17 protein-coding genes are annotated in these 23,426 nt (G+C 71.7%); 13 read left to right on the forward strand and 4 right to left on the reverse strand.

The window, feature by feature from the left end; translation table 11 throughout:
- Nucleotides 1–138: 138 nt before the first annotated feature.
- From QP939_RS29255 to QP939_RS29285, 8 genes are all read left to right on the forward strand, one after another.
- Nucleotides 139–1,248, forward strand: a complete 1,110-nt coding sequence (locus tag QP939_RS29255; RefSeq protein ID WP_285449410.1) for an inositol-3-phosphate synthase — start codon at nt 139–141, stop codon at nt 1,246–1,248.
- Entirely contained in the window at nt 1,233–2,072 is an 840-nt protein-coding gene (locus tag QP939_RS29260) for an SCO3242 family prenyltransferase (protein ID WP_414641675.1), read from the forward strand. Before QP939_RS29255 ends, QP939_RS29260 begins: the two co-directional genes overlap by 16 nt.
- Complete coding sequence (locus QP939_RS51935) at nt 2,069–2,890, forward strand: sugar phosphate isomerase/epimerase family protein (protein WP_352247679.1); 822 nt, start codon at nt 2,069–2,071, stop codon at nt 2,888–2,890. Before QP939_RS29260 ends, QP939_RS51935 begins: the two co-directional genes overlap by 4 nt.
- Nucleotides 2,887–3,432, forward strand: a complete 546-nt coding sequence (locus QP939_RS51940; protein WP_352247681.1) for an EboA domain-containing protein — start codon at nt 2,887–2,889, stop codon at nt 3,430–3,432. Before QP939_RS51935 ends, QP939_RS51940 begins: the two co-directional genes overlap by 4 nt.
- Nucleotides 3,432–4,283 (forward strand): TatD family hydrolase, encoded by an 852-nt coding sequence (locus tag QP939_RS29270; protein ID WP_285449411.1) that lies wholly within the window; start codon nt 3,432–3,434, stop codon nt 4,281–4,283. Before QP939_RS51940 ends, QP939_RS29270 begins: the two co-directional genes overlap by 1 nt.
- On the forward strand, nt 4,280–5,407 hold the full coding sequence (eboE, locus tag QP939_RS29275) for a metabolite traffic protein EboE (RefSeq protein WP_285449412.1): 1,128 nt from the start codon (nt 4,280–4,282) through the stop codon (nt 5,405–5,407). Before QP939_RS29270 ends, eboE begins: the two co-directional genes overlap by 4 nt.
- Nucleotides 5,404–6,774 carry an alkaline phosphatase family protein gene (locus tag QP939_RS29280; protein WP_285449413.1) on the forward strand — a complete coding sequence of 457 codons (1,371 nt, stop codon included), beginning with the start codon at nt 5,404–5,406 and terminating at the stop codon, nt 6,772–6,774. Before eboE ends, QP939_RS29280 begins: the two co-directional genes overlap by 4 nt.
- Before the next feature lie 174 nt (nt 6,775–6,948).
- Nucleotides 6,949–10,827, forward strand: coding sequence for a carbohydrate-binding protein (locus QP939_RS29285; protein ID WP_352247684.1), 3,879 nt, complete (start codon nt 6,949–6,951; stop codon nt 10,825–10,827).
- A gap of 49 nt (nt 10,828–10,876) precedes the next feature.
- Here QP939_RS29285 and QP939_RS29295 read toward each other — a convergent pair whose 3' ends face one another.
- Together QP939_RS29295 and xylA are read right to left on the reverse strand one after the other, a co-directional pair.
- Entirely contained in the window at nt 10,877–11,182 is a 306-nt protein-coding gene (locus tag QP939_RS29295) for a VOC family protein (RefSeq protein WP_352252752.1), read from the reverse strand.
- A gap of 99 nt (nt 11,183–11,281) precedes the next feature.
- Nucleotides 11,282–12,430 carry a xylose isomerase gene (xylA, locus tag QP939_RS29300; RefSeq protein WP_285449415.1) on the reverse strand — a complete coding sequence of 383 codons (1,149 nt, stop codon included), beginning with the start codon at nt 12,428–12,430 and terminating at the stop codon, nt 11,282–11,284.
- 96 nt (nt 12,431–12,526) lie between these two features.
- Between xylA and QP939_RS29305 the strand changes: the two genes are divergently transcribed.
- Nucleotides 12,527–13,690 (forward strand): ROK family transcriptional regulator, encoded by a 1,164-nt coding sequence (locus QP939_RS29305; protein ID WP_285449416.1) that lies wholly within the window; start codon nt 12,527–12,529, stop codon nt 13,688–13,690.
- 135 nt (nt 13,691–13,825) lie between these two features.
- Here the strand turns inward: QP939_RS29305 and QP939_RS29310 are convergent, their stop codons facing one another.
- Both QP939_RS29310 and QP939_RS29315 read right to left on the reverse strand, forming a co-directional pair.
- Complete coding sequence (locus tag QP939_RS29310; RefSeq protein WP_285449417.1) at nt 13,826–14,878, reverse strand: glycoside hydrolase family 99 protein; 1,053 nt, start codon at nt 14,876–14,878, stop codon at nt 13,826–13,828.
- 168 nt (nt 14,879–15,046) lie between these two features.
- The gene (locus QP939_RS29315) at nt 15,047–18,280 is read right to left on the reverse strand and encodes a S8 family serine peptidase (RefSeq protein WP_285449418.1); all 3,234 of its coding nucleotides are present in this window, start codon (nt 18,278–18,280) and stop codon (nt 15,047–15,049) included.
- A gap of 330 nt (nt 18,281–18,610) precedes the next feature.
- Between QP939_RS29315 and QP939_RS29320 the strand changes: the two genes are divergently transcribed.
- The 4 genes from QP939_RS29320 to QP939_RS29335 all read left to right on the forward strand — a co-directional run bounded on the left by QP939_RS29320 (nt 18,611) and on the right by QP939_RS29335 (nt 23,409).
- Nucleotides 18,611–19,228: a TetR/AcrR family transcriptional regulator gene (locus QP939_RS29320; RefSeq protein WP_285449419.1), complete on the forward strand. Its 618-nt coding sequence runs from the start codon at nt 18,611–18,613 to the stop codon at nt 19,226–19,228.
- Between the two features lie 2 nt (nt 19,229–19,230).
- On the forward strand, nt 19,231–20,139 hold the full coding sequence (locus QP939_RS29325) for an ABC transporter ATP-binding protein (RefSeq protein WP_285449420.1): 909 nt from the start codon (nt 19,231–19,233) through the stop codon (nt 20,137–20,139).
- The gene (locus QP939_RS29330) at nt 20,136–21,698 is read left to right on the forward strand and encodes an ABC transporter permease (protein ID WP_285449421.1); all 1,563 of its coding nucleotides are present in this window, start codon (nt 20,136–20,138) and stop codon (nt 21,696–21,698) included. The genes QP939_RS29325 and QP939_RS29330 overlap by 4 nt, the downstream gene beginning before the upstream one ends.
- A gap of 253 nt (nt 21,699–21,951) precedes the next feature.
- A complete protein-coding gene (locus QP939_RS29335) occupies nt 21,952–23,409 on the forward strand; it encodes an amidohydrolase (RefSeq protein WP_285449422.1) in 1,458 nt (485 codons plus the stop codon).
- Nucleotides 23,410–23,426: the final 17 nt, after the last annotated feature.

Genomic DNA, 23,426 nt, shown 5'->3' on the forward strand with positions numbered 1-23,426 from the left:
CCCGTCGACCGAATGGAAACACCCGATCGGGTACCGCGATGTAGTCCAGGTGGACCCGCGCGCGGCGAGCGGGGTCCGGAGCCGGGGCGCGCCGGGGGCGGCGCGCGTCGGCTGACCCGAGAACAGGTGGAGGAAGTCATGAGCAAGATCGGTGTCTGGCTGGTCGGCGCCCGGGGATCGGTGGCCACGACGGCCGTCGCCGGGGCCGCGGCCCTGCGTGCGGGACTGGTCCCGCGCACGGGCTGCGTGACCGAGCTGCCGGACTTCGCCGGGGCCGCGCTGCCCGGTCTGGGGGACCTGGTCTTCGGGGGCCACGACGTCGTCGACACGCCGCTGGTGAAGCGGGCCGAGCAACTCGCGGCGGCCGGGGTGCTGCCCGCGGCGCTGCCGGGCGCGGTGAGCGCGGAGCTGGAGGCGGCGGAGGCCCGGCTGCGCCCCGCGCCGTCCGGGAGCGGCCGCGCGGCGGCCGACCAGATCATCGCGGACCTCACCGAGTTCCGTGCGGGTCTGGACCACGTCGTCGTCCTCAACGTCTCCTCGACCGAACCCCCGTGCGAGCCGCACCCGGCGCACGCGTCCCTCGCCGCGTTGGAAGACGCGCTGGACACGTTGCCGCCGAGCGCGCTGTACGCCTACGCCGCCTTCCGCGCGGGTTGTGGCTTTGTCGACTTCACGCCGTCGACCGGGGCTCGGCTGCCCGCGCTCGACGAGCTGGCCCGCACCGCCGGGCTGCCGTACGCGGGCCGCGACGGCAAGACCGGCGAGACGCTGCTGCGGTCGGTGCTCGCGCCGATGTTCGCCCAGCGCGCGCTGAACGTGCTCGCCTGGTCGGGCACGAACCTGCTCGGCGGCGGCGACGGCGCCACGCTGGCCGACCCGGGTGCCGCGTCGAGCAAGAACGCGTCCAAGCAGCAGGTGCTCTCGCAGAACCTCGGCCGCGAGGTCGACGGCGAGGTGCACATCGACTACGTCCCGGCGCTCGGCGACTGGAAGACCGCCTGGGACCACGTGCTGTTCGAGGGCTTCCTCGGCGCCCGCATGACGCTGCAGCTCACCTGGCAGGGCTGCGACTCGGCGCTCGCCGCGCCGCTGGTGCTCGACCTCGCCCGGCTGACCGCCAAGGCGTGCCGCGACGGCGTCGCCGGGCCGGTCGCCGAGTTCGGGTTCTTCTTCAAGGATCCCGTCGGCGACGGCCCGCACGACCTCGCGTCGCAGTACGCGGTGCTGCGTGAGTGGGCGCACCGGTGAAGGCCTTCGTCGAACTCGTCCGCGCGCCCGCGGCGCTGACCGTGCCCGGCGACGCCGTCGCCGGGGCCGCCGCCTCGGGCTGGCCCTTCGGCCGCCGCACGCTGGCCCTGACCGGTGCGTCCGTCTGCATCTACTGGGCTGGCATGGCGCTCAACGACTACGCCGACCGCCACCTCGACGCCATGGAACGGCCCGAGCGGCCGATCCCGTCGGGGCGGATCAAGCCGGGCACCGCGCTCGGCGTCGCCACCGGCCTGACCGCCGGTGGCCTGGGCATCGCGGCCGCCGCCGGGGGCAAGCGGGCGCTGCGCGTCGCCCTGCCGCTGGCCGCGACCGTGTGGGCGTACGACTTCGTGCTCAAGGAGACCCCGCTCGGCCCGGCCGCGATGGCCGCGGCCCGCACCCTCGACGTCCTCCTCGGCGGGGGCGGGGCACGGGCGGCCGTGCCGGCGGCGCTGACCGTCGGGGCGCACACCTACGCGGTCACCCAGCTGTCGCGGTCCGAAGTGGACGGTGCGAAGCCCGCGCTGCCCGCCGCCACCCTGGCCGCGACGGCGGGAGTGCGCATCGCCGCCGGCCGCGTCGGGCCGCTGGCCTCGGCGCTGCTCGGGACGTACGCGCTGACCACCGGGCGGGCGCAGTACGACGCCGTCCGCGACCCGGCCGCGCCGAAGATCCGCCGCGCGGTCGGCGCCGGGATCCACGGCATGATCCCGCTGCAGGCCGGGCTGATCGCGCGGACCGGGGCGTGGCGCTCGGCGCTGGCCGTCGCCGCCGCGTTCCCGATCGCGCGGGCGCTGAGCCGGAAGGTGTCGCCGACATGAGGTTCGGGTACGGCACCAACGGCTTCGCCAACCACCGCCTCGGCGACGCCCTGCGCGTCCTGGCCGACCTCGGCTACGACGGCGTCGCGCTGACGCTCGACCACCAGCACCTCGACCCGTTCGGGCCGGACCTCGCCCGCCGGGTCGCCTCGGTGGGCGCGGAGCTGGACCGGCTCGGGCTGGCCGTCGTGATCGAGACGGGGGCCCGGTTCCTGCTGGACCCGTGGCGCAAGCACTCGCCGACGTTCCTCGACCCCGACCGCGCGCGCCGGATCGAGTTCCTGACCCGGGCCGTCGAGATCGCCGCGGACCTGGGCGCGGAGGCCGTGTCGTTCTGGAGTGGCAACAAACCGGCTGAACTGTCCACTGAGGACGCGTGGGCGCACCTGGTCGACGGCTGCGCGGAGGTGCTCAAGGCTGCCGACGAACACGACGTCAAGCTCGGGTTCGAGCCCGAGCCGGGGATGCTCGTCGAGGGCCTCGACGGGTACTTCGAGCTGGCCCGGCGCCTGGGTGATCCGGAGCGGTTCGGGCTGACGCTGGACGTCGGGCACTGCCGGTGCAACGAGTCCGCGTCCGTGCCCGACTGCGTCCGGCGCGCGTTGCCGCGGCTGGTCAACGTGCAGATCGACGACATGCGCCGCGGCACGCACGAGCACCTGGAGTTCGGGCGGGGCGAGATCGACTTCCCGCCGGTGCTGGCCGCGCTGGCGCCCTACCCCGGGCTGGTCGCCGTCGAGCTGCCGCGGGACAGTCACGCGGCCCCGCGGATCGCCCGCGAATCTCTTGAATTCCTCCGGAAGGCGGTGACGGCGTGAACGCCTGGCTCGACGAAGCTCTGAAGAAGGTCGCCGCCGACGTGACGGCGTTGCGCACGGTGTTCCCCGCCGTCGGCCGCCGGGTCGGCCGGGGCCCGTCGGACACCCCGGGGTGGACGGTCGACGACGTCGCCCGCGTGGCGCTGCTCAAGGCGGCTCCCGGGGCCGCGGCGGAGATGCCCGACCTCTACCGCTACGGCGACGCCGCCGAGAAGCGGGCTGTCCTGCGTGGACTGTCCGTTGTAGACATTGGGGACGCCGGGCTCGACCTGGTCGCGGACGCCTTGCGCACCAATGACACCCGGCTCGTCACCGCCGCGATGGGGCAATACGCCGCCACGCACCTCGACGACGCCGCCTACCGCCACGGCGTCCTCAAGTGCGTCTTCATGGGCATCCCCCTGGCCGAAGTCGCCGGGCTCGACCGCCGGACCGACGAAGAACTGCTGCGCATGATGCGGTCCTTCGCCGCCGAGCGCACCGCCGCGGGCCGCGACGTCCCCGCCGACCTCCTCCCGCTGCTCACCGAACAGGACGCCTGATGCGCATCTTCGACCCGCACATCCACATGAGCTCCCGCACCACCGACGACTACGCGGCCATGCACGCCGCCGGGGTCCGCGCGCTCGTCGAACCGGCGTTCTGGCTCGGCCAGCCCCGCACGAACGTCGGCAGCTTCACCGACTACTTCGACGCGCTCGTCGGCTGGGAGCCGTTCCGCGCGAGCCAGTTCGGCATCGCCCACCACTGCACGATCGCGCTCAACCCCAAGGAAGCCAACGACCCGCGCTGCACGCCGGTGCTCGACCTCCTCCCGCGCTACCTGGAGAAGGACGGCGTCGTCGCGGTCGGCGAGATCGGCTACGACTCGATGACCACCGAGGAGGACAAGGCGTTCGCCGCGCAGCTCGCGCTGGCGATCGACCACGACCTCCCGGCGATGGTGCACACCCCGCACCGCGACAAGGCCGTCGGCACCGAACGCAGCATCGCCGTCGTCCGCGAGTCCGGCATCGCGCCCGGGCGCGTGGTGCTCGACCACCTCAACGAGGTGACCGTCGGCATGGTCAAGGAGTCCGGCTGCTGGATGGGCTTCTCGATCTACCCGGACACCAAGATGGACGAAGAGCGGATGGTCGCGATCCTGCGCGAATACGGCACCGAAAAGGTGCTGGTGAACTCGGCCGCGGACTGGGGCAAGAGCGACCCGCTCAAGACCCGCAAGACCGGCGACGCGATGCTGGCCGCCGGGTTCAGCGAGGACGACGTCGACCAGGTGCTGTGGCGCAACCCGGTCGAGTTCTACGGCCAGAGCGGGCGGTTGTCGCTCGACGAGGCGGCACCGGACGCCGAGTTCGTGGGCAACTCGATCCTGCGGGGTGCGCGCAAGTGAGGTTCCGGCACGGCGACGGCACGCTCGTGCACCTCGCCTACTGCACCAACGTGCACCAGGCCGAGGACCTCGACGGCGTGCTCGCCCAGCTGGCCCGCTTCGGCGAACCGGTGCGGGAACGCCTGGGCGTGGCCCGGCTCGGGCTCGGCCTGTGGCTGGCGCGGCCGGTGGCGTCGGAGCTGGTCGCCGACCCGGCCGCGGTCGCCCGGCTGCGCGGCGAACTGGCCACGCGCGGCCTCGAGGTCGTCACCTTCAACGGGTTCCCGTACCAGGGGTTCCACGACCCGGTGGTGAAGCACAAGGTGTACCGGCCGGACTGGGGCACGCCCGAGCGCACGCGGTACACCCTGGACCTGGCCCGGCTGCTGGCCGAGCTGCTGCCGGACGACGCCGTGCGCGGCAGCGTCTCGACGCTCCCGCTCGGCTGGCGCACGGAGTGGCGTGACGACCGCGGGCAGCTGGAGCTGCTCGCCAAGGGGCTGGCGGCGCAGGACCGCCCGGTGCGGGTGGCGTTCGAACCCGAGCCTGGCTGCGTCATCGAAACCACCGCGCAGGCGGCGTCGCTGCTGTCCGAAGTGGACAAGGAGTGGCTCGGCGTCTGCCTGGACACCTGCCACCTCGCGGTCGGCTTCGAGGACCCGGCGGCCGCGCTCGGCCGCCTCGAAGCCGCCGGGCTCGACGTCGTCAAGGTCCAGGCGTCGGCCGCGCTGGAAGCCGCCGCTCCGAACGACCCGGCGACCCGCCGGGCGCTGGAGTCCTTTGTGGAACCCCGGTTCCTGCACCAGAGCAACGAAGGTGCGCCGCCCGGGGCCGACGACCTCGACCTGGCACTGGCCGGGGGACTGCCCGGAGAAGCCCCGTGGCGCGTGCACTTCCACGTGCCGCTGCACGCCGACCCGGCACCGCCGCTGGCCTCGACCCGGCCGGTGCTGGCCGCGACGCTGGCCGAGCTGTTCGGCGGGTCGGCCGCGCGCACCGACCACGTCGAGGTCGAGACCTACACCTGGCAGGTGCTCCCGGACGCACCCGCCGACGACGCCGGGCTGGTCGCGGGCATCGCGGCCGAACTCGACTGGACCCGGCGTTCCTTGATCGCACTAGGCTTGGAAGAGGTTTCCGCATGAGCTTGCTCGTCCTCGACGTCGTCGGGCTGACCCCGCGGCTGCTGCCGCACATGCCGAACCTGCGCAAGATGGCCGAGCCCGGCTTCACCGCGCAGCTCGACACCGTGTTCCCGGCGGTCACCTGCTCGGTGCAGTCGACGTTCCTCACGGGGTTGCAGCCCGCGGAACACGGCATCGTCGGCAACGGCTGGTACTTCCGCGACCTCGGCGAGATCTTCCTCTGGCGCCAGCACAACAAGCTGGTCCAGGGCGACAAGTTCTGGGACGCCGCCCGTCGCGCGCAGGCCGGGCACCGCGTGGCGAATGTCTGCTGGTGGTACGCGATGGGCGCGGACACCGACCTGACCGTGACGCCGCGGCCGATCTACCACGCCGACGGCAAGAAGTCCCCGGACGCCTACACCTACCCGCCGCAGCTGCACGACCGGCTCGTCGGCGCGCTCGGCGAGTTCCCGCTGTTCACCTATTGGGGCCCGACGGCGGCGATCACGTCGTCGAAGTGGATCATCGCTGCGGCGCAGAAGATCATGGCCGAGGACAAGCCGGACACCACGCTCGTCTATATCCCGCACCTCGACTACGACCTCCAGCGCTTCGGGCCCGACGCGCCACAGGCCGCGGCCGCCGCGCGCGAGATCGACGCCGCACTGAAGCCGCTGCTCGACCAGGCGGCCGCGGGTGGGCACACCGTCGTCGCGCTCTCGGAGTACGGCATCACCAACGCGAGCCGTCCGGTGGACATCAACCGGGCGCTGCGCCGCGAAGGCCTGCTCAACGTGTACGTCCAGGCGGGCATGGAGTACCTCGACCCGTGGACGTCGCGGGCGTTCGCCGTCGCCGACCACCAGGTCGCGCACGTCTACGTCGCCGACCCGGCGGACCTGCCGCGGGTGCGGGACATCGTCGCCGGACTGTCCGGAGTGGACGTCGTGCTCGACCGGGCCGCGCAGGCCGGGTTCGGGATCGACCACGAGCGGGCGGGCGAGCTGGTCGCCGTCGCCGAGCCGGACGCGTGGTTCACGTACTACTACTGGCTCAGCGACGATCGCGCGCCGGACTTCGCCAAGACCGTCGAGATCCACCGCAAGCCCGGCTACGACCCGGCCGAGCTGTTCTTCGACCCGGACGACCCGATGGTCAAGCTGAAGGCGGCGTCCGCGCTGGCCCGCAAGAAGCTCGGCCTGCGGTATTCGATGCAGGTGGTCCCGCTGGACCCGGCCCCGGTGCGCGGCAGCCACGGCCGGCTGCCCGACGCGGCCGAGGACGGACCGGTGCTGCTCTGCTCGGACCCGGCGCTCGCCCGGGAGAAGTTCCACGCCACGGAAGTCAAGGAGCTGCTGCTCGCGGCGGCTGTCCGCACCGAGTGACCCGCACTGAGGGAGGTCAGTCAGGCCCCTCGTGAGTGTTTAGGGCGGTTAGAACCGCCCTAAACACTCACGAGGTTTGTTCAACGGGTGACCGCCAGCCCCGTCGGAAGGTGATCGAAACCGGCTTCGCGCCACACCGGGGCGAAGCACGCTCAAATTCAGGAAGGAACCAGCATGTCTCCGTCCCCACCGAAGTGGGCGAGGCTGTTCGGCACCGCGCTCCTGGGCGCCGGCCTCCTGCTCACCGTCGACACGCCGGCCCGCGCGGACATCCCGCCCGCGGACTACCAGCAGGTCGCGCTCGCGACCGGCGCGGCCGAGCTGGGCGGCGAGGCGATGTCGCTCGCCGTGCTGCCGGACCGCTCGGTCGTGCACACCTCCCGCGACGGCACCGTCCGCGTCACCACCGCGGCCGGTGCGACGTCGATCGCGGGCAAGCTGAACGTCTACACCCACGACGAGGAGGGCCTCCAGGGCGTCGCCGCCGACCCCGGGTTCGCGACGAACCGGTTCGTCTGGCTGTACTACTCGCCGCGGCTGTCCACACCGGACGGTGACGCGCCGACCGACGGCACCGAGGCGGACTTCGCGCCGTTCAAGGGCGAGCTGCACCTGTCGCGGTTCGTGCTGAAGACCGACAACACGCTCGACCTGGCCAGCGAGAAGGTCGTGCTGAAGGTCGCCAACGACCGCGGGCAGTGCTGCCACGTCGGCGGCGACATCGACTTCGACGCGGCCGGCAACCTGTACCTGACCACCGGCGACGACACGAACCCGTTCTCCTCCGACAGCTACTCCCCGATCGACGAGCGGACCACGCGCAACCCGCAGTTCGACGCGCAACGCTCGTCGGCCAACACGAACGACCTGCGCGGCAAGCTGCTGCGGATCCACCCGCAGGCCGACGGGACGTACACGATCCCGTCGGGGAACCTCTTCGCGCCGGGCACCGCGAGCACCCGGCCGGAGATCTACGCGATGGGCTTCCGCAACCCGTTCCGGATGAGTGTCGACAAACCGACCGGCGTCGTCTACCTCGGCGACTACGGCCCGGACGCCGGCGTCACCGACCCGAACCGCGGGCCGCAGGGGCAGGTCGAGTTCGACCGGATCACCGGGCCCGGCAACTTCGGCTGGCCGTACTGCACCGGGTCGAACACGACCACTGAGACGTACAACCACTACACCTTCCCGAGTGGTCCCTCCGGAGCGAAGTACGACTGCGCGGGCGGCCCGACGAACACGTCGTTCCGCAACACGGGGTTGGCCAAGCTGCCGGTGCCGAAGCCCGCGTGGATCAAGTACGCGGGTGACGAAGGCTCGCCGCCGGAGTTCGGCAGCGGCTCGGAGTCGCCGATGGGCGGGCCGGTGTACCGGTACGACGCGGCGTCGACGTCCCCGGTCAAGTTCCCGCAGTCCTTGGACGGCAAGTACTTCGCGGGCGAGTACGGGCGAAAGTGGATCAAGGCGGTGACCGTCAACGCCGACGGCAGCCGCGGCCCGATCGAGGACTTCCCGTGGACCGGCACGCAGGTGATGGACATGGCGTTCGGCCCGGACGGCGCCCTGTACGTCCTCGACTACGGCACCGGCAGCGACAACCAGGCGCTGTACCGGATCGAGTACCTGGCGGGCACGAACCGCAACCCGGTCGCGAAGGCCGCGGCCGACAAGACATCCGGGCCGAATCCGCTGACCGTCACCTTTTCTTCGGCCGGGAGCGCCGATCCCGAGGGTGGGGCGCTGACCTACCGCTGGGACTTCGGTGACGGCTCCTCGTCGACGGCGGCGAACCCGGCCCACACCTACACCACCAACGGGACTTACTCGCCGACGCTGACGGTCTCGGATCCGGAGGGCCTGACCGGCACGGCGAGCCTCGTGGTGACGGTGGGGAACACCGCGCCCACGGTGTCGCTGAGTGCACCGATCGACGGACAGCTGTTCTCCTTCGGTGACACCGTGCCCTTCCAGGTGACGGGCAGCGATCCGGAAGACGGCGCGCTGGACTGCTCGAAGGTCAAGGTCACGTACTTCCTGGGCCACGACAGCCACGAGCACCAGATCACCCAGCAGACGGGGTGTTCCGGCTCGATCGCGGTCCCGGTCGACGGCGAGCACGACGCCGCGGCGAACATCTACGGCGTCTTCGACGCGCAGTACACCGACAAGGGCGGGCTGACCTCGCACAGCGTCCGGAAGCTGCAGCCGCGGCACCGGCAGGCGGAGCACTTCGCGGCGCAGTCCGGCATCCAGCTGGCCGACCACGGCGCGGCGGAAGGCGGCCGGACCGTCGGCTACACCGATGACGGCGACTGGATCTCCTTCACGCCGTATGCGCTGGGCAACGCGACGTCGATCACCGCGCGCGTCTCCTCGGGTGGCCCGGGCGGGACCCTGGAGGTGCGAGCGGGCTCGCCGACCGGCACCCTGCTGGGCTCGGCGGCCGTGGCCAACACCGGGAACTGGGACACGTTCGCGGACGTGACGGCGAACCTGGCGAACCGGCCGTCCGGGACGACGTCGCTGTACCTGGTGTTCAAGGGCGTCACCGGGCAGGGCAACCTGTTCGACCTCGACGCGTTCACGTTCACGACCACCACGTCGTCGGCGGTCGAGGGCGAGTCGTTCACGTCGGGTTCCGGGGTGCAGGTCGCCCCGCACGCCGCGGCGAGCGGCGGCAACACCCTCGGCTACATCGAGAACGGCGACTGGGCCGGGTACGCGTCGGTGAGCACGGCGGGCGCGCGGTCGTTCACGGCGCGGGTGTCGTCGGCGGGCGCGGGCGGGACGATCGAGATCCGCTCGGGTTCGGCGACCGGGACGTTGCTCGGCTCGGTGGCGGTGCCGTCGACCGGCGGCTGGGAGACGTTCCAGAACGTGACGACGTCGGTGTCGAGCGGGTCCGGGCCGTTGTTCCTGGTGTTCCGCGGCGGTTCCGGTTCCCTGTTCGACGTCGATTCCTTTACGCTGAGCGGTATGCCGACCCAGGTGGACCCGACGTACGACGTGCTGGTGTTCTCCAAGACGGCGGGCTTCCGCCACGACTCGATCCCGGCGGGCATCCAGGCGCTGCGCGAACTGGGCGCGGCCGAGGGCTTCAGCGTCACGGCCACCGAGGACGCCTCGGTGTTCACGACGGCCTCACTGTCCTCGTACGAGGCGGTGATCTTCCTTTCCACGACAGGTGACGTCCTGGACGCGACGCAGCAGACGGCGTTCGAGTCCTATGTGGAGGGAGGCGGCGGCTACCTCGGCATCCACGCGGCGGCGGACACGGAGTACGACTGGCCGTGGTACGGCAAGCTGGTCGGGGCGTGGTTCAAGAGCCACCCGGCGATCCAGCAGGCCCGGTTCGTGACTGAGGACTCGACGCATCCCGCCACCGCGCACCTCCCGGCGGTGTGGACGCGCACGGACGAGCTGTACAACTACCGCACCAACCCGCGCGGCAGCGTGCACGTGCTGCAGACGCTGGACGAGTCCAGCTACACGGGTGGTGAGATGGGCGCGGACCACCCGATCACGTGGTGCCACCCGCAGGGCAATGGCCGCGCGTTCTACACGGGGCTCGGCCACACGATCGAGTCGTACGCGGACCCGGTGTTCCGGGCCTCGTTGCTGGGCGCTGTCCGGTACGCGGCGGGGGTGGCTCCGGCTTCGTGCGGTGTTCCGTCGTCGTCCACAGTGGAGGGTGAGTCGTTCACGTCGGGGTCGGGGGTGCAGGTGGCACCGCACGCCGCGGCGAGCGGCGGCAACACCCTCGGCTACATCGAGAACGGCGACTGGGCCGGTTTCTCCCAGGTCAGCACGGCGGGGATTTCGCGATTCAGCGCGGTGGTGTCGTCGGCGGGAGCGGGCGGCACGATCGAGATCCGCGACGGCTCGGCCACCGGAGCCCTGCTGGGCACGGTGACGGTCCCGGTGACGGGCGGCTGGGAGACGTTCCAGACGGTCTCGACGTCCGTCACGCCGGGCTCGGGCTCGCTCCACCTGGTGTTCCGGGGCGGCGCGGGTTCCCTGTTCGACATCGACACGCTGACCGTGTCGTAGCGGGCATGAGGGGCACCTTCACGGACCTGAAGGTGCCCCTCATGGCACGTCAGCGGACCACTTCGGCGATGCCGAGCATGTTGCCCTCGCAGTCGCGGAACCACGCGGCGCGCTCACCGCGGCCCTTGCTCGGGTAGTTGCCGCGGATGTCCATGATCCCGTTCACGCAGCCTTCGTACTCCTCGAACACCACGCCGCGCGCCCGCAACTCGGCGACCGCCGCTTCGATGTCGTCCACGTAGAAACCCATCTGCGTGAACGAACCGTCGGACGCGCCCGCGGAGGCGAACAGGCAGAAGACGCCCGAGGCGCCTTCGTACCGCAGCCCGCCTTCGCGTTCTTCGGCCGGTTCCAGCCCGAGCTTCTCCGAGTACCACCGGCGAGCTCGGCCAGGTCCTGCGTGGGGATGCGGGCTTCGAACCGCGCGTTGCTCAGCATCACCCGATGCTAATCGTCAGCGGACGCCGAGGAGGTGCTCCAAGGCCAGCTGGTTCAGCCGGGTGAAGTGGTAGCCGCGCGCGGCCGCCGCGTCCAGGTCGAAGTCGTCCTTCAGCACGTCGTCGAACGTCTCGCCCGGTGCCAGCGTCGGCGTCGAGAGGTCGGGCACCCGGGAAGCCGCGAGGGCTTCGGCGACTTCGGGGTCCGAACGGAACTTGGCCGACTTCTCCTTCAGGATCAGGTAAGTCCGCATGTTCGCCGCCGCCGAGACCCACACGTCCGACGGGTCCTCCGTCCGCATCGGCTTGTAGTCGAAGTGGCGCGGTCCCTCGTAGCCGCCGTTCTCCAGCAGGTCCACCAGGAAGAACGCGCTCTTCACGTCGCCGTGGCCGAAGATCAGGTCCTGGTCGTACTTCGGGCCGTGCTGGCCGTTCAGGTCGATGTGGAACAGCTTGCCCTGCCACAGCGCCTGCGCGATCCCGTGCACGAAGTTGAGCCCGGCCATCTGCTCGTGGCCGACCTCCGGGTTCAGCCCGAACATCTCCGGCCGCGCCAGCTGGGAGATGAAGCCCAGCGCGTGGCCGATCGTCGGCAGCAGGATGTCGCCGCGCGGCTCGTTCGGCTTCGGCTCCAGCGCGAACCGCAGCGAGTACCCCTTCTCGACGACGTAGTCCGCGAGCAGGTCCAGGCCCTCCTTGTAGCGGGCCAGCGCCGCGCGGACGTCCTTCGCGCCGTCCGACTCCGCGCCTTCGCGGCCGCCCCACACCACGTACGTCTCCGCGCCCAGCTCGGCCGCCAGGTCGATGTTGCGGCGGACCTTGCGCAGCGCGTAACGCCGGACGTCACGGTCGTTGCTCGTCAGGCCGCCGTCCTTGAACACCGGGTGGGTGAACAGGTTGGTCGTCGCCATGGGGACGCGAAGGCCCGTCTCGGCGAGCGCCTTCTTGAAGCGCTCGATCGCCTTGTCGCGGTCCGGCTCGGTGGCCAGCAGGTCGTCGTCGTGGAACGTCACGCCGTAGGCGCCCAGCTCCGCCAGCCGGTGCACGCTTTCCACCGGGTCGAGCGGCGGGCGCGTCGCCACCCCGAACGGGTCGTTCGCGGGCCAGCCCACGGTCCACAGGCCGAAGGTGAACTTGTCGGCCGGCTGGGGAGCGTAGTCGCTCATGACTGTCCCTTCATTTAGTTCACGTTGTAGACTAAATATGCGCCGCGGTGGTCCCGGGCGTCAAGAGGCCGGTTAGAGTTGCCGCGGGAGGGACAGATGACCCAGGCCGTGCGGCACGAAGAGATGCGCGCCCGCAACCTCGAGGTCGTGCTGGGCGCGGTCAGCCGCGGCGGCCCGCTGACCCGCGCCGCGCTCGCCGAGGTCACCGGCCTGACCAAGTCCACCGTCTCCAAGCTCGTCGGCGACCTGGTCGACGCGGGCCTGCTCGCCGAGACCGGCCCCGCCCGCGCGGGTGAACGCGGCCGCCCGGGCGTGGCGGTCGTGCTCAGCGGCGCGCGCGTGGCGTCGCTGGGCCTCGAGATCAACGTCGACTACCTCGCGGTGCGGGTGCTCGACCTCACCGGCGGCGTCCGGTTCGCCGCCCGCCGCGAGCGGGACAACCGCGGGTCGCGGCCGAAGAAGGTCCTCGGGGAGCTGCAGGCCCTCGCCAGCGAGGCGCTCACCGAAGCCCACCGGCTCGGGCTCGAGGTGGCGGGCGCCGTGCTCGCGGTGTCCGGCCCGGTCGGCGACGGCGTCCTGTTCAGCGCCCCCAACCTCGGCTGGCAGGACGTCCGCCCGGCCGACCTGCTCCGGCTGCCCGTCCCGGTCGAGCTGGACAACGAGGCGAACCTCGCCGCGCTCGGCGAGCTCTGGTACGGCGACGGCGCGCGCGACTTCCTCTACGTCTCGGGCGAAATCGGCATCGGCGCGGGCCTGGTCGTGAACGGCACGTTGTTCTCCGGCGCCCGCGGCCTGGCGGGTGAGCTCGGCCACGTCGTCGTCGCACCGCAAGGGCCCGCGTGCCGGTGCGGGGGCAACGGCTGCCTCGAGACGTTCGCGGGTCAGGAGGCCTTGCTGACGGCGGGCGACGCGCCGACGCTCCCCGCGCTGCTGACCGCCCTCGAACGCGGCGACGCCCGAGCCCTGGAGGCCTGTGCGGCGGCCGGACGCGCCCTCGGCATCGCCCTGACGTCGGCGGTGAACCTCCTCGACCTCGACCGCATCGTCCTCGGCGGGGTGTTCACCCAGCTCTACCCGTGGCTGTCCGGACCGGTGGCGGACGTGCTGACCACGCGCCTCGGCGGCCTCCGCGGCGCGCCGCCCGTGCTCACGGCCTCACGTCTCGGCGGCGACGCCGCGACGCTCGGGGCGGCGGGCCGGGTCGTGCACCGCGTGCTCGCCGACCCGGCGTCGTTCGTGAGCCGGGCTCAGGAGGCGTAGGCCTCCACTTCGGACACGTCTCACGTCCGGCCCAAGCGCCCCAAGGCGGCCTTGGTTGCGTCTGACGCACCGAAGGCCGCCTTGGGTGCGTCTGACGCACCGAAGGCCACATTGGGGCGCTTGCGGCCAGCGCCCTCAACGAACCTGGGACCCCCTCTGCGCCAGGTTGACCGAGGCGGGCGGCGGGCCGCCGAGCTGCGCCGCCCAGTACCGCGTCCGGTCCAGGTAGGTGGTTTCCGAAGCCGCGCCCGAAGTCCCGTACGCGCCGGAGAACGTCTCGTACGCACCCGAAGGCGGGTTGGAGCGGGCCGGTTCGATGATCGAGCCTTCGTGCCACTCGTTGAACGACGTGACCGAAACCCAGTCGGCGCCCGAGGAAAGCGCGTTCTGCCATTCCCGGTCGTAAGTCGCGCCGTTGTCGCGGCCCAGGGTCGGGGTCGTGTTGCCCGGCACGGCGCGGTCGTCGTTGTAGCCCGGACCCACCGAAGGCGCCCAGACCAGGCCGTTCGCTTCGCAGTACGCGCCCGCTTCGCGCCAGCCGGGCGCCGTGGCCCCGGCGATCGCGTCGTAGGTGTACATCCCGCCGAAGTGCGCGACCTTGCTCGTGTCGGTCGTCTGCGCCAGCACGATCGCCGACGAGCGCACCTGGTCCAGCGCCGTCCAGTCGGTGATGCGCAGGCTTTCGAAGACGTAGAAGGCACCGCGGCCGCCCTCGCGGTAGAAAGCGGGACTCGACCCGTACCGGTTGGTGATGTAGCCGACGTCGGCCACCGTGGAAGCCGCGGTGCGCCCGCTGTAGGGCTCGAGGTGCCAGGCGACCTTGATCCCGTGCCGCGCGGCGGCTTCGAGCACCCCGGCCGCCAGACCGTCCTCATAGGACCCCTGGCCCCACCAGCTGTAGACGATCACCCCGGCTCCGGACTGCTCGATCCACCGCATGTGCTGCTCGACGGCACCGGCGAAGTCGCCGGAGTCGTACGCGCCCAGCACCGGATAGAAGTTCGCGCCGATGTCGTCCGGCGGCGTGTGCCCGCCCTGCTGCCAGTGCCGGTAGCCGGTGGCGGCGCCGCCGTACCACGGGTAGTAGAACAAGTGGGTGCGGCTCGACAGCGCGGCCGCGTGCGCGATTCCCGGAAAAGTGGCCGCCAGCAGCAGAAGCGCGGCGAAGAACGTCGACATCCGGCGCATCGGAACCCCTCACTGGATTCGGAGTGTTCCAGACCATACGGACGGGAACCGAAGAAGGGCAACACTTCACCGGACATGCGCAAACTTGCGTCGGAAACCCACCAGGAAACCCGCCGGGAAAGCGAAAACCGCCCCGGGCGCACCCGGGGCGGTTTCCGTTGAGCGGGACTAGCTCACCGCGTTGATCAGCACCAGCGAGGAACCGACCGTGACCCCGGTGTCGGTCCGCACGGTCAGCTGACCGCGCAGGGTCCGGCCCGCCGACGGCGCGGTCGTGACCGTCACCGTGCCCGGCACCGTCCACGAGCTGCCCGACGCCCGCACCGCGTCGGTGTCGGTCACCGCGACCGAACCGAGACCCGGGTTGGTGAACACGTCGAGGTAGTCGTATTCGGTGGTGCCGCTGGGCACCGCGTACCCGTCGACCAGCGCGACCCACGTGCCCGCGGCCGGGTTGGCCACGGTCACCGACTCTTCCGAGTCACCGTCCGCGCTGACCGCCGCCTGCACGCAGGACCCGGTCGAGCAGTTGTACAGCACCAGGTCCAGGTCGGCGCCGCCGTCGGACGGCTTGCCGATCGTGACGGTCAGCGAGGTCGAGCCCGCCGTCACCGGGATCTGGTACTGCTGCTGCGCGCCTTCCGCGATCGACGGCCGCTGCGTCTTCGCGCTGCCGAGCGCAGCGCCGGTCAGCTTGCCGGTGAACGCGCCGAGGGAGTTCTGCACGGTGTAGGACCGCGCGATCGGCGTGTTCAGCGTGGCCGAGGCGATGGTGTCCGGGTTCGGCGAGATCGCCGTGCCCAGCACCGAAGCCGACAGCTTGAACGGCGCGTTGTCCACATCGGACGTCCGGCGCGCCTCGACGACGATCTCCCACACGCCCGGCAGCGGGTTGGCGATGGTCCGGCTGGTCGGCGTGCCGCCGGGGCAGCCCGCGCCCGCGTCGGGGAGGTAGCAGTACGTCGTCGACGTGCTGGCCTCGGCCGGCACCCCGGTCGGGTCGTAGCGCAGGAACCGCACCTGGCCCTTGCCCGGGGCGCCGCCGCCGGCGTCCAGGTCCACCTTCAGCGCGCTGGCGCCCTGCGGCACCCGCACGAAGTAGCTGGTCGCCTGGTTGCGGGCGGCCTGGCCGGCCACGTCGACCTTGAAGCCCTTGTCGGCGGTGAACTCCTGCGGCGCGAAGACCGTGTTCAGGGTCTGCACGTCGATGCCGACGGTGAGCGGGTTGTCCAGGTACAGCAGTGCCGAGTGGACGCCCGCGCTCTTCGGGTTGACCTTGACGTCGAACTTCACCGGCGTGTTCAGCGGCAGGACCACTGTGGACGCCGACGCGAAGGTGCCGTCGTTGCCGGTCCACCGCACGAAGTACGGCACCGGGTGCGCCGAACCCGTGGTGCGGGTGATCGTGTAGGTCCGGGTGTAGGCCTTGCCCGTGGTCACGCCCTCGCGGTCGTGGATGCCGACGCCGGTGTTCGGCGTCGCCAGCTGTCCGGATTGGACGGTGTGCACCTCGACCGCCGTCGAGACGGCGTCCGGCTTCGGGTTGAGCGACAGGGCGACGAACGCGGCGGGCACGTTGAACAGGCCCGCGCCCTGGGCGTACGCGCCGATGCCCGGCACGAACCGCGCGGTCGACTTGATCGCCGCCCGCAGCTGCGCCACCGGCGGCCGCTGCCCGTTGTGCGTCGCCTTGTACGCGCTCACCAGCAGCGCCGCCGCGCCGGTCGCCTGCGGCGCCGCCATCGACGTGCCCTGCAGCATCGCGTAACCGGCGGGCAGGGCGTAGGTGCCGGGCACGGGGCCGGGCGCCTCCCAGCGCGGGACGGTGGCGATGGCCGCGCCCGGGGCGATGATGTCCGGCTTGAAGCCGCCGTCCTCACGCGGGCCGCGCGAAGAGAACGGGTGCATCGACTCGGGGTTCCGGGTCACCGAACCGTAGTTCGACAGCCAGGTCTCCTTCGTGATGTACGAGCCGACCGAGATCGCGTCCGTGGCCACCGACGGGTCGCCGACGGTGTTCGCCCCGGCGCCGCTGTTGCCGGCCGAGATGAAGATCTGGACGTTGTACTCGGCGATCGTGCGGTTGTAGAGCTCCGCGCGGGCGTTGTTGCCGTCGTTGAGCGCCGGCAGGCCGCCGATCGAGATGTTGATGACGTCGGCGCCGTGGCTGGCGGCGTAGACGACCCCGTCGATCAGGCCGGAGGAGGTGCAGGAGCTGCTGGTGAGGCAGACCTTGACCGCCAGGACCTTCGCGCCGGGCGCCGCGCCGTCCATCTTGCCGCCGAACAGGTCGTTGCCGGTGGCGATGCCCGCGACGTGCGAACCGTGCTCGGCGCCGGCGATGCCGATGCCGACGTAGCCCGCCTTGTCGGTCTGGACCACGAAGGCCATCCGCTCGGCGATATCGGTCGCGGGGTTGTCGGTGCCGAAGAAGCCGACGTCGTACTTCTTGGCGTAGTCGGTCATCGGCTTCTCGTCGGTGAAGTCGCCGTTGCCGTTGAGGTCGACCCGGACCTCCTTGGTCGCGGTGTCGAGCAGCACGCCCCAGGAGTCGGCGCGGTCGCCGTCGCGGTTGACGTCACCGCCGGTCTCGCTGTCCGCGGCACCGAGGTCGCCCGCGGTCTCGCCGAAGACGCCGAAGGTGTACGGGCCGCCGGTGGCCGGGGCCGTCCAGCTCTTGCCGTTGGCGCTGAAGGCGCCGGTGTAGGTCTGGGTCGACTGCTTGACCCAGGTGCCGTCGCCGGAGTTGGTGGCGTTGGCGTTGTACCAGTCGACGATCTTGCGTTCGCCGTGGCTGGTGGTGGCCAGCGCGGGGGAGTCGAGGTCGACGCCGGAGTCGAGCACCGCGACGGTCGTGTCCTTGCCGTCCCAGTTGGGCAGGACCTGGCCGAACTGCGCGGCGTAGGTGTCGCCGGTCGGCAGGTACGGGTTGACGCGCGGGGTGTCCTTGCCCGGGGCCGGCTGCGGCAGCGGGGTGGTGGCGCCCTCGGGCTTGGGGTCGTCGCGCACGACGAGACCGTCGACGTCGACGGCGTTCACCGACTTGAGCTTCGCGGCCTTTTCGGCCTTGTCCGTCGGGACGCTGACCTTGACGTAGTCGAGCTTGGCGTCGGTGGACTGGACGACCCCGCCGAGCGCCTTGAGCTCGTTCACGGCGGCGCCGGTCTGGCCCTTCTCGGCCGCGATCAGCAGCGTGACGTCCGGTTTCCCGGCTTTTTCGGCCTCGGCGACGAGGGCGCGGTCGTGCTCGTCGAGGGTCTTGCCGTCGGCCGCGCCGGTGGTCGGCGGGGCTTGCTGGGCGGACGCCACGGGGACGGCCACGCCGAGGACGGAGGCGCCGAGAGCGGTGGCGAGGACGGTGATCCCGGCCCGCCGTCTCCAGCGCGATCTGTGCTGTGTCACTGAAAGGACCCTTCCTGAGGTGATGCGTGCCCAGAAGTACACATGGTGAGATCTTCGTCAGCAATCAGACAGTTAGCCCATCGACCGCAATTGGTTGCGAGCCGAATGGCCTAACCGGCTCGGCGGTTAGGCGGCAACGGGAAGCGGCACTTTCACGTGAAAGTGCCGCCTCGGCTGCCGGCTGCCTGTCTTGAATGACTCATTCAGGACCTCCCAAGACTTGAATGAGTCATTCAAGACGCCCGGGTCCGCCGCCCCTCAGTCCTTGCTATACGCGCGTGTAGCGGGCTACATTTACGTGTAGTCGACTACACGCACGTATAGGACGTCATGAGTAGCGAAGCAGACCTCACCGCGCGGGCCCGGATCCGGGACGCCGCCATCCGCCTCTTCACCGAGCGCGGCATGGAGAAGACGTCGATCCTCGACATCGCCAAGGCGGCCGGCGTCTCCGGCGGCCTGATCCGCCACCACTTCGGTTCCAAGGACGGCCTCCGCGAGGCCTGCGACACCTACGTCTTCGACGAACTCCTGAAGTTCAAAGAAGAAGTGCTGGCCAAGGGCGTCGCCGATCCGGGGTTCCTCCCGACCTTCGACGCCCGCCAGCTGCTGTTCCGCCGGTACCTGGGCCGCGCGATGGTCGACGGCTCCGAAGCCGCCGCGGCTCAGTTCGTCGAAATCGTCGACGGCACCGAACGCTACTTCCGGGAGCAAGGCATGGAGATGCCCGACCCGCGGGGCGTCGCCGCCGCGCTCGCCGCGATGACCGGCGGGCTGATGATCCTGCAGGACCACGTCGCCCGCGCGCTCGGCGAGGAGCCGGGCACGCACGAGGCGATGCTGCGCATGACCCTGGCCGCCGGGCACCTGTTCCTGAACCCGCTCGGCGACTCCGAACAGCTCGACAAGGCCCGCGAAGCGCTGGCCGCCTACGAACGGAAGGGATGACGATGGCCGAAGCGATCACCGCGGACGGCCTCACCAAGGCGTTCGGCCGGACGAAAGCCCTCGACGGGCTCGACCTGACCGTCCACACCGGCGAGGTGCACGGCTTCCTCGGACCGAACGGCGCCGGCAAGACCACCACGATCCGCGTCCTGCTCGGGCTGATGCGCGCCGACGGCGGCCGCGCCACCCTGCTCGGTGGCGACCCCTGGACCGACGCCACCGAGCTGCACAAGCGGCTCGCGTACGTCCCCGGCGACGTCACGCTGTGGCCCAACCTGACCGGCGGCGAGGTCATCGACCTGCTCGGGCGCCTGCGCGGCGGGCTGGACACCGCCCGGCGCGCCGAACTGGTCGAGCGGTTCGACCTCGACCCGCGCAAGAAGGGCCGGACGTACTCTAAGGGCAACCGGCAGAAGGTCGCGCTGGTCGCCGCGCTCGCGTCCGATGTGGAGCTGCTGATCCTCGACGAGCCGACGTCCGGGCTCGACCCGCTGATGGAGGAGGTCTTCCGGCAGGTCGTCGCGGAGGAGCGGGAGCGCGGCGACCGGACCGTGCTGCTGTCCTCGCACATCCTGTCCGAGGTCGAGGCGCTGTGCGACCGCGTCACGATCATCCGGGCCGGGCGCACCGTCGAGTCGGGCACCTTGGACGAGCTGCGTCACCTCGGCCGGATCACCATCGACGCCTCGCTCGCGCGCATGCCCGATGATCTGGCCTCGCTGCCGGGCGTGCACGACGTCAGCTCGTACGGCTCGCACGTCCACCTGTCCGTCGACCAGTCCGCTTTGGACGATGTCATGCGCCACCTCGCCGGGGCCGGGCTGCGGAGCCTGGTGAGCCGGCCGCCGACGCTCGAGGAGCTGTTCCTGCGCCACTACCAGCGCGACGAGCCGGTCGGAGCGGCGCGATGACCGGGACGGGCTCGCTGCTGCGGCTGGTGCTGCGCCGCGACCGGCTGCTCATGCCGTTGTGGATCGTCTGCCTCGCGCTCGCCCCGGTCGGGTACCTGTCGTCGATCAAGGCGGCGTACCCGGATGCCGCGGCCCGGCAGCACTTCTACGACCTCAATGCGTCGAGCGCGACGTTCGTCGTCCGCAACGGGCCGCTGTACGGCTCGTCGCTCGGGAACCTCCTCGCGTGGCAGTGCGGGTTCGTGCCGGTGGTCGTCGGGCTGATCGCGCTGCTGACCGTCGTGCGGCACACGCGGACCGAGGAGGAAGCGGGCCGCCGCGAGCTGACCGGCGCGACCGTCGTCGGGCGGCACGCCGGGCTGGCGGCCGCGGTGCTCGCCACCTGCGGCGCGTGCCTGATGTACGGGTTGGTCGTCGGGCTCGGCGTTGCCGCGCAAGGTGTCCCCGCGGCGGGAGCGTTCGCGCTGGGCGGCGGGTTCGCCTTGACGGGCTGGGTCTTCGCCGGGGTCGGCGCGGTCGCCGCGCAGCTCACATGGGGAGCGAGCGGCGCGCGGGGTGTCGGGATCGGCGCGCTGGTGCTGGCGTTCCTGCTGCGCGCGGCCGGGGACAGCAGCGGCTCGGCGGGCTGGCTCGCGTGGCTGTCGCCGATCGGCTGGGCGCACCGGATGCGGCCGTTCGCCGGGGAACAGTGGTGGGTGCTCGCCGTGGGCGTCGTCGCGACCGGCTTGCTGGTGGCCTTGGCGGTCGCGTTGTCGGCTCGCCGGGACCTCGGCGCGGCCCTGCTCCCGGCGCGACTGGGCCGGGCGACGGCGAAGGCGTCGCTGCGCTCGCCGTTGGCGCTGGCCTGGCGGCTGCAGCGGGGGACGCTGGTGGTCTGGACCGTCTGCCTGGCGCTCGTCGGCCTGCTGATGGGCGGGGTCGCGCAGAACGTCGCGGAGATGATGCGGGACAACCAGGCCGTCGGGGAGATCTTCTCCCGGATGGGTGGCGGGGGCGCGGTGACGGACGCGTACCTGGCCGGGACGATGACGTTGTTCGGCCTCGCGGCGGCGGGCTACGCGGTGCAGGCGACGCTGAAGCTGCGCGCGGAAGAAGCGGGTGGCCGGGCGGAACCGGTGCTGGCGACGGCGGTGGGCCGCGTCGGCTGGGCGGCCGGGCACCTGGCGTTCGCGGTGCTGGGGTCGGCGTTCCTGCTGGCGGTCACGGGACTGGCGACGGGCGCGGCGTACGGGAGCGGCGCTTCGCTCGTCCCGGCGGCGCTGGCGCAGCTCCCGGCGGTGTGGGTGCTGGCCGGGCTGGCGGCGGCGTTGATCGGGTTCTTCCCGCGGTTCGCGGCGGCGGCGTGGGGGCTGCTCGGCGGGTTCCTGCTGCTGTCGCTCGTGGGGACGGCGTTGCGCTGGAACGACGTGGTACTGGGGATCTCACCGTTCCAGCACCTCGCGCGGCTGCCGGGCGGGACGTTCACGGTGGCGCCGGTCCTGTGGCTGGCGCTGATCGCGGTGGTCGCCGGAGCGGGCGGCCTGGCGGCGCTGCGACGCCGTGACCTGCCGGTGGGCTGAAGGGGACGTTGCTCTCGTCTCATGCGCTGAAGGGGACTTTCCTCGCATCTCATGCGAGCAAAGTCCCCTTCAGCTCGAGCGGCAACCGAGGGAGTCGAACCCTGCGCGGCTTGTGAAGGCGGCGCCCATGGACCGGCCCTGACCCTTCGGCGGGCGACGGCTGCCAATGGTGACAACGCTACGGAAGTACCCCGATATTCCGCATCTCAAGCCGTGCTTCACCCGGACGGGGCGATGCTGGCAAGGTGTCCGCATGGACGATCTACTGCTGCGCCGCGTGCGGCCGGGGCTCGGCGGCGAGCTCGCGGACGTCCGGGTGAACGACGGCCGCGTCACGGCGATCACCGAGCCGGGTTCGGCGGGCTTCGCGGCGCGGGTCGTGGACGGGCACGGGGGCACGCTGCTGCCGGGGCTGGTCGACGCGCACGTCCACGTCGTGCAGTGGGCGACGTTCCGCCGCCGGATCCCGCTGGAGGCGGCGCGGTCGGCGGGGCAGGCGGTCGAGCTGCTCCTGGCGCACCTGCTGGCGACGCCGGCGCCGCAGACGGAACTGGTCGTGGGCGCGGGTTTCCGCGACGGGCTGTGGCCGGACCGGCCGCACAAGGAGCTGCTGCAGCGGGCGCTGCCGGGCCGGGCGGTGGCGTTGTTCAGCGCGGACCTGCACACGCTGTGGCTGAGCCCGGCGGCGCTGAAGCTGATCGGCCGCGACCACCCGACGGGCGTCCTGCTGGAAAACGACTGCATGAGCGCGACGGCCCAGCTCCCGACGGCGGCGGTCGACGTCCAGGACCAGTGGGTGGCGGAAGCGGTTTCCGCGGCGGCCGCGCGGGGCGTGACGGAGATCGTCGACTACGAGTACGCGGACACGGTGGCGGACTGGACGCGGCGTCTCGCTCACGGCACCCCCAAGACCCGCGTTTCGTGCGTGATCGCCCGCTACCTGCTGGACCAGACGATCGAGCGCGGCCACCGCACGGGCGACGTCCTGCCGGACTCGGGCGGGCTCCTGACGGTCGGCCCGTTCAAGCTGTTCGTGGACGGGTCGCTGAACACGCGCACGGCGTACTGCCACGACCCGTACCCGGGTGGCGATTCGCCGGGGTTGCTGGAGCTGCCGCCGTCGGAGCTGGTTCCGTTGATGCGCCGGGCTTTCGACCACGGGCTGGTCCCGGCGGTCCACGCGATCGGCGACCACGCGAACACGATCGCGCTGGACGCGTTCGAGGAGGTCGGCTGCCCGGGCCGGATCGAGCACGCGCAGCTGCTGGCGCCGTCGGACATCCCCCGGTTCGCGGCGCTGGGCGTGATCGCGGCGGTCCAGCCGGCCCACCAGCCGGACGACCGCGACGTCGCGGACCGCCACTGGCACGGCCGCACCGGCCGGGCGTTCCCGTACCGGTCGCTGCTGGAGTCGGGCGCCCGCTTGGAGTTCGGCTCGGACGCACCGGTGGCCCCGCTGGACCCGTGGGACGGGATCGCATCGGCGGTGTCCCGCACGGACGACGACCGGCCGCCATGGCACCCGGAGCAGGCGATCCCGCTTGAGGACGCGTTGGCCGCGGCGTCGGGCGGACGTCGCGGGGTGGCGGTGGGGGACGTGGCGGACTTGATGGTGACGGCGGCGGACCCATCGGTGTTGTCGCCGTCGGACCTGAGGACGCTCCCGGTAACGGCGACGATCCTCGGCGGCCACGTGACTCACCAGATCTGACCGGCCCCGAACGCCCC

The organism is Amycolatopsis nalaikhensis (genome assembly GCF_030264295.1).
In the GTDB taxonomy this organism is placed as follows: Bacteria; Actinomycetota; Actinomycetes; order Mycobacteriales; family Pseudonocardiaceae; genus Amycolatopsis; species Amycolatopsis nalaikhensis.

Excerpts from the sequence above, each read along its gene's own strand:
- QP939_RS29320 (WP_285449419.1), top strand. The coding sequence starts at position 18,611 with ATGAGTAGCGAAGCAGACCTCACCGCGCGGGCCCGGATCCGGGACGCC.
- xylA (WP_285449415.1), bottom strand. The coding sequence starts at position 12,430 with ATGAGCGACTACGCTCCCCAGCCGGCCGACAAGTTCACCTTCGGCCTG.
- QP939_RS29325 (WP_285449420.1), top strand. The coding sequence starts at position 19,231 with ATGGCCGAAGCGATCACCGCGGACGGCCTCACCAAGGCGTTCGGCCGG.
- QP939_RS29310 (WP_285449417.1), bottom strand. The coding sequence starts at position 14,878 with ATGCGCCGGATGTCGACGTTCTTCGCCGCGCTTCTGCTGCTGGCGGCC.
- QP939_RS29330 (WP_285449421.1), top strand. The coding sequence starts at position 20,136 with ATGACCGGGACGGGCTCGCTGCTGCGGCTGGTGCTGCGCCGCGACCGG.
- QP939_RS29285 (WP_352247684.1), top strand. The coding sequence starts at position 6,949 with ATGTCTCCGTCCCCACCGAAGTGGGCGAGGCTGTTCGGCACCGCGCTC.
- QP939_RS29280 (WP_285449413.1), top strand. The coding sequence starts at position 5,404 with ATGAGCTTGCTCGTCCTCGACGTCGTCGGGCTGACCCCGCGGCTGCTG.
- QP939_RS29270 (WP_285449411.1), top strand. The coding sequence starts at position 3,432 with ATGCGCATCTTCGACCCGCACATCCACATGAGCTCCCGCACCACCGAC.
- QP939_RS51935 (WP_352247679.1), top strand. The coding sequence starts at position 2,069 with ATGAGGTTCGGGTACGGCACCAACGGCTTCGCCAACCACCGCCTCGGC.
- QP939_RS29335 (WP_285449422.1), top strand. The coding sequence starts at position 21,952 with ATGGACGATCTACTGCTGCGCCGCGTGCGGCCGGGGCTCGGCGGCGAG.
- QP939_RS29305 (WP_285449416.1), top strand. The coding sequence starts at position 12,527 with ATGACCCAGGCCGTGCGGCACGAAGAGATGCGCGCCCGCAACCTCGAG.
- QP939_RS29255 (WP_285449410.1), top strand. The coding sequence starts at position 139 with ATGAGCAAGATCGGTGTCTGGCTGGTCGGCGCCCGGGGATCGGTGGCC.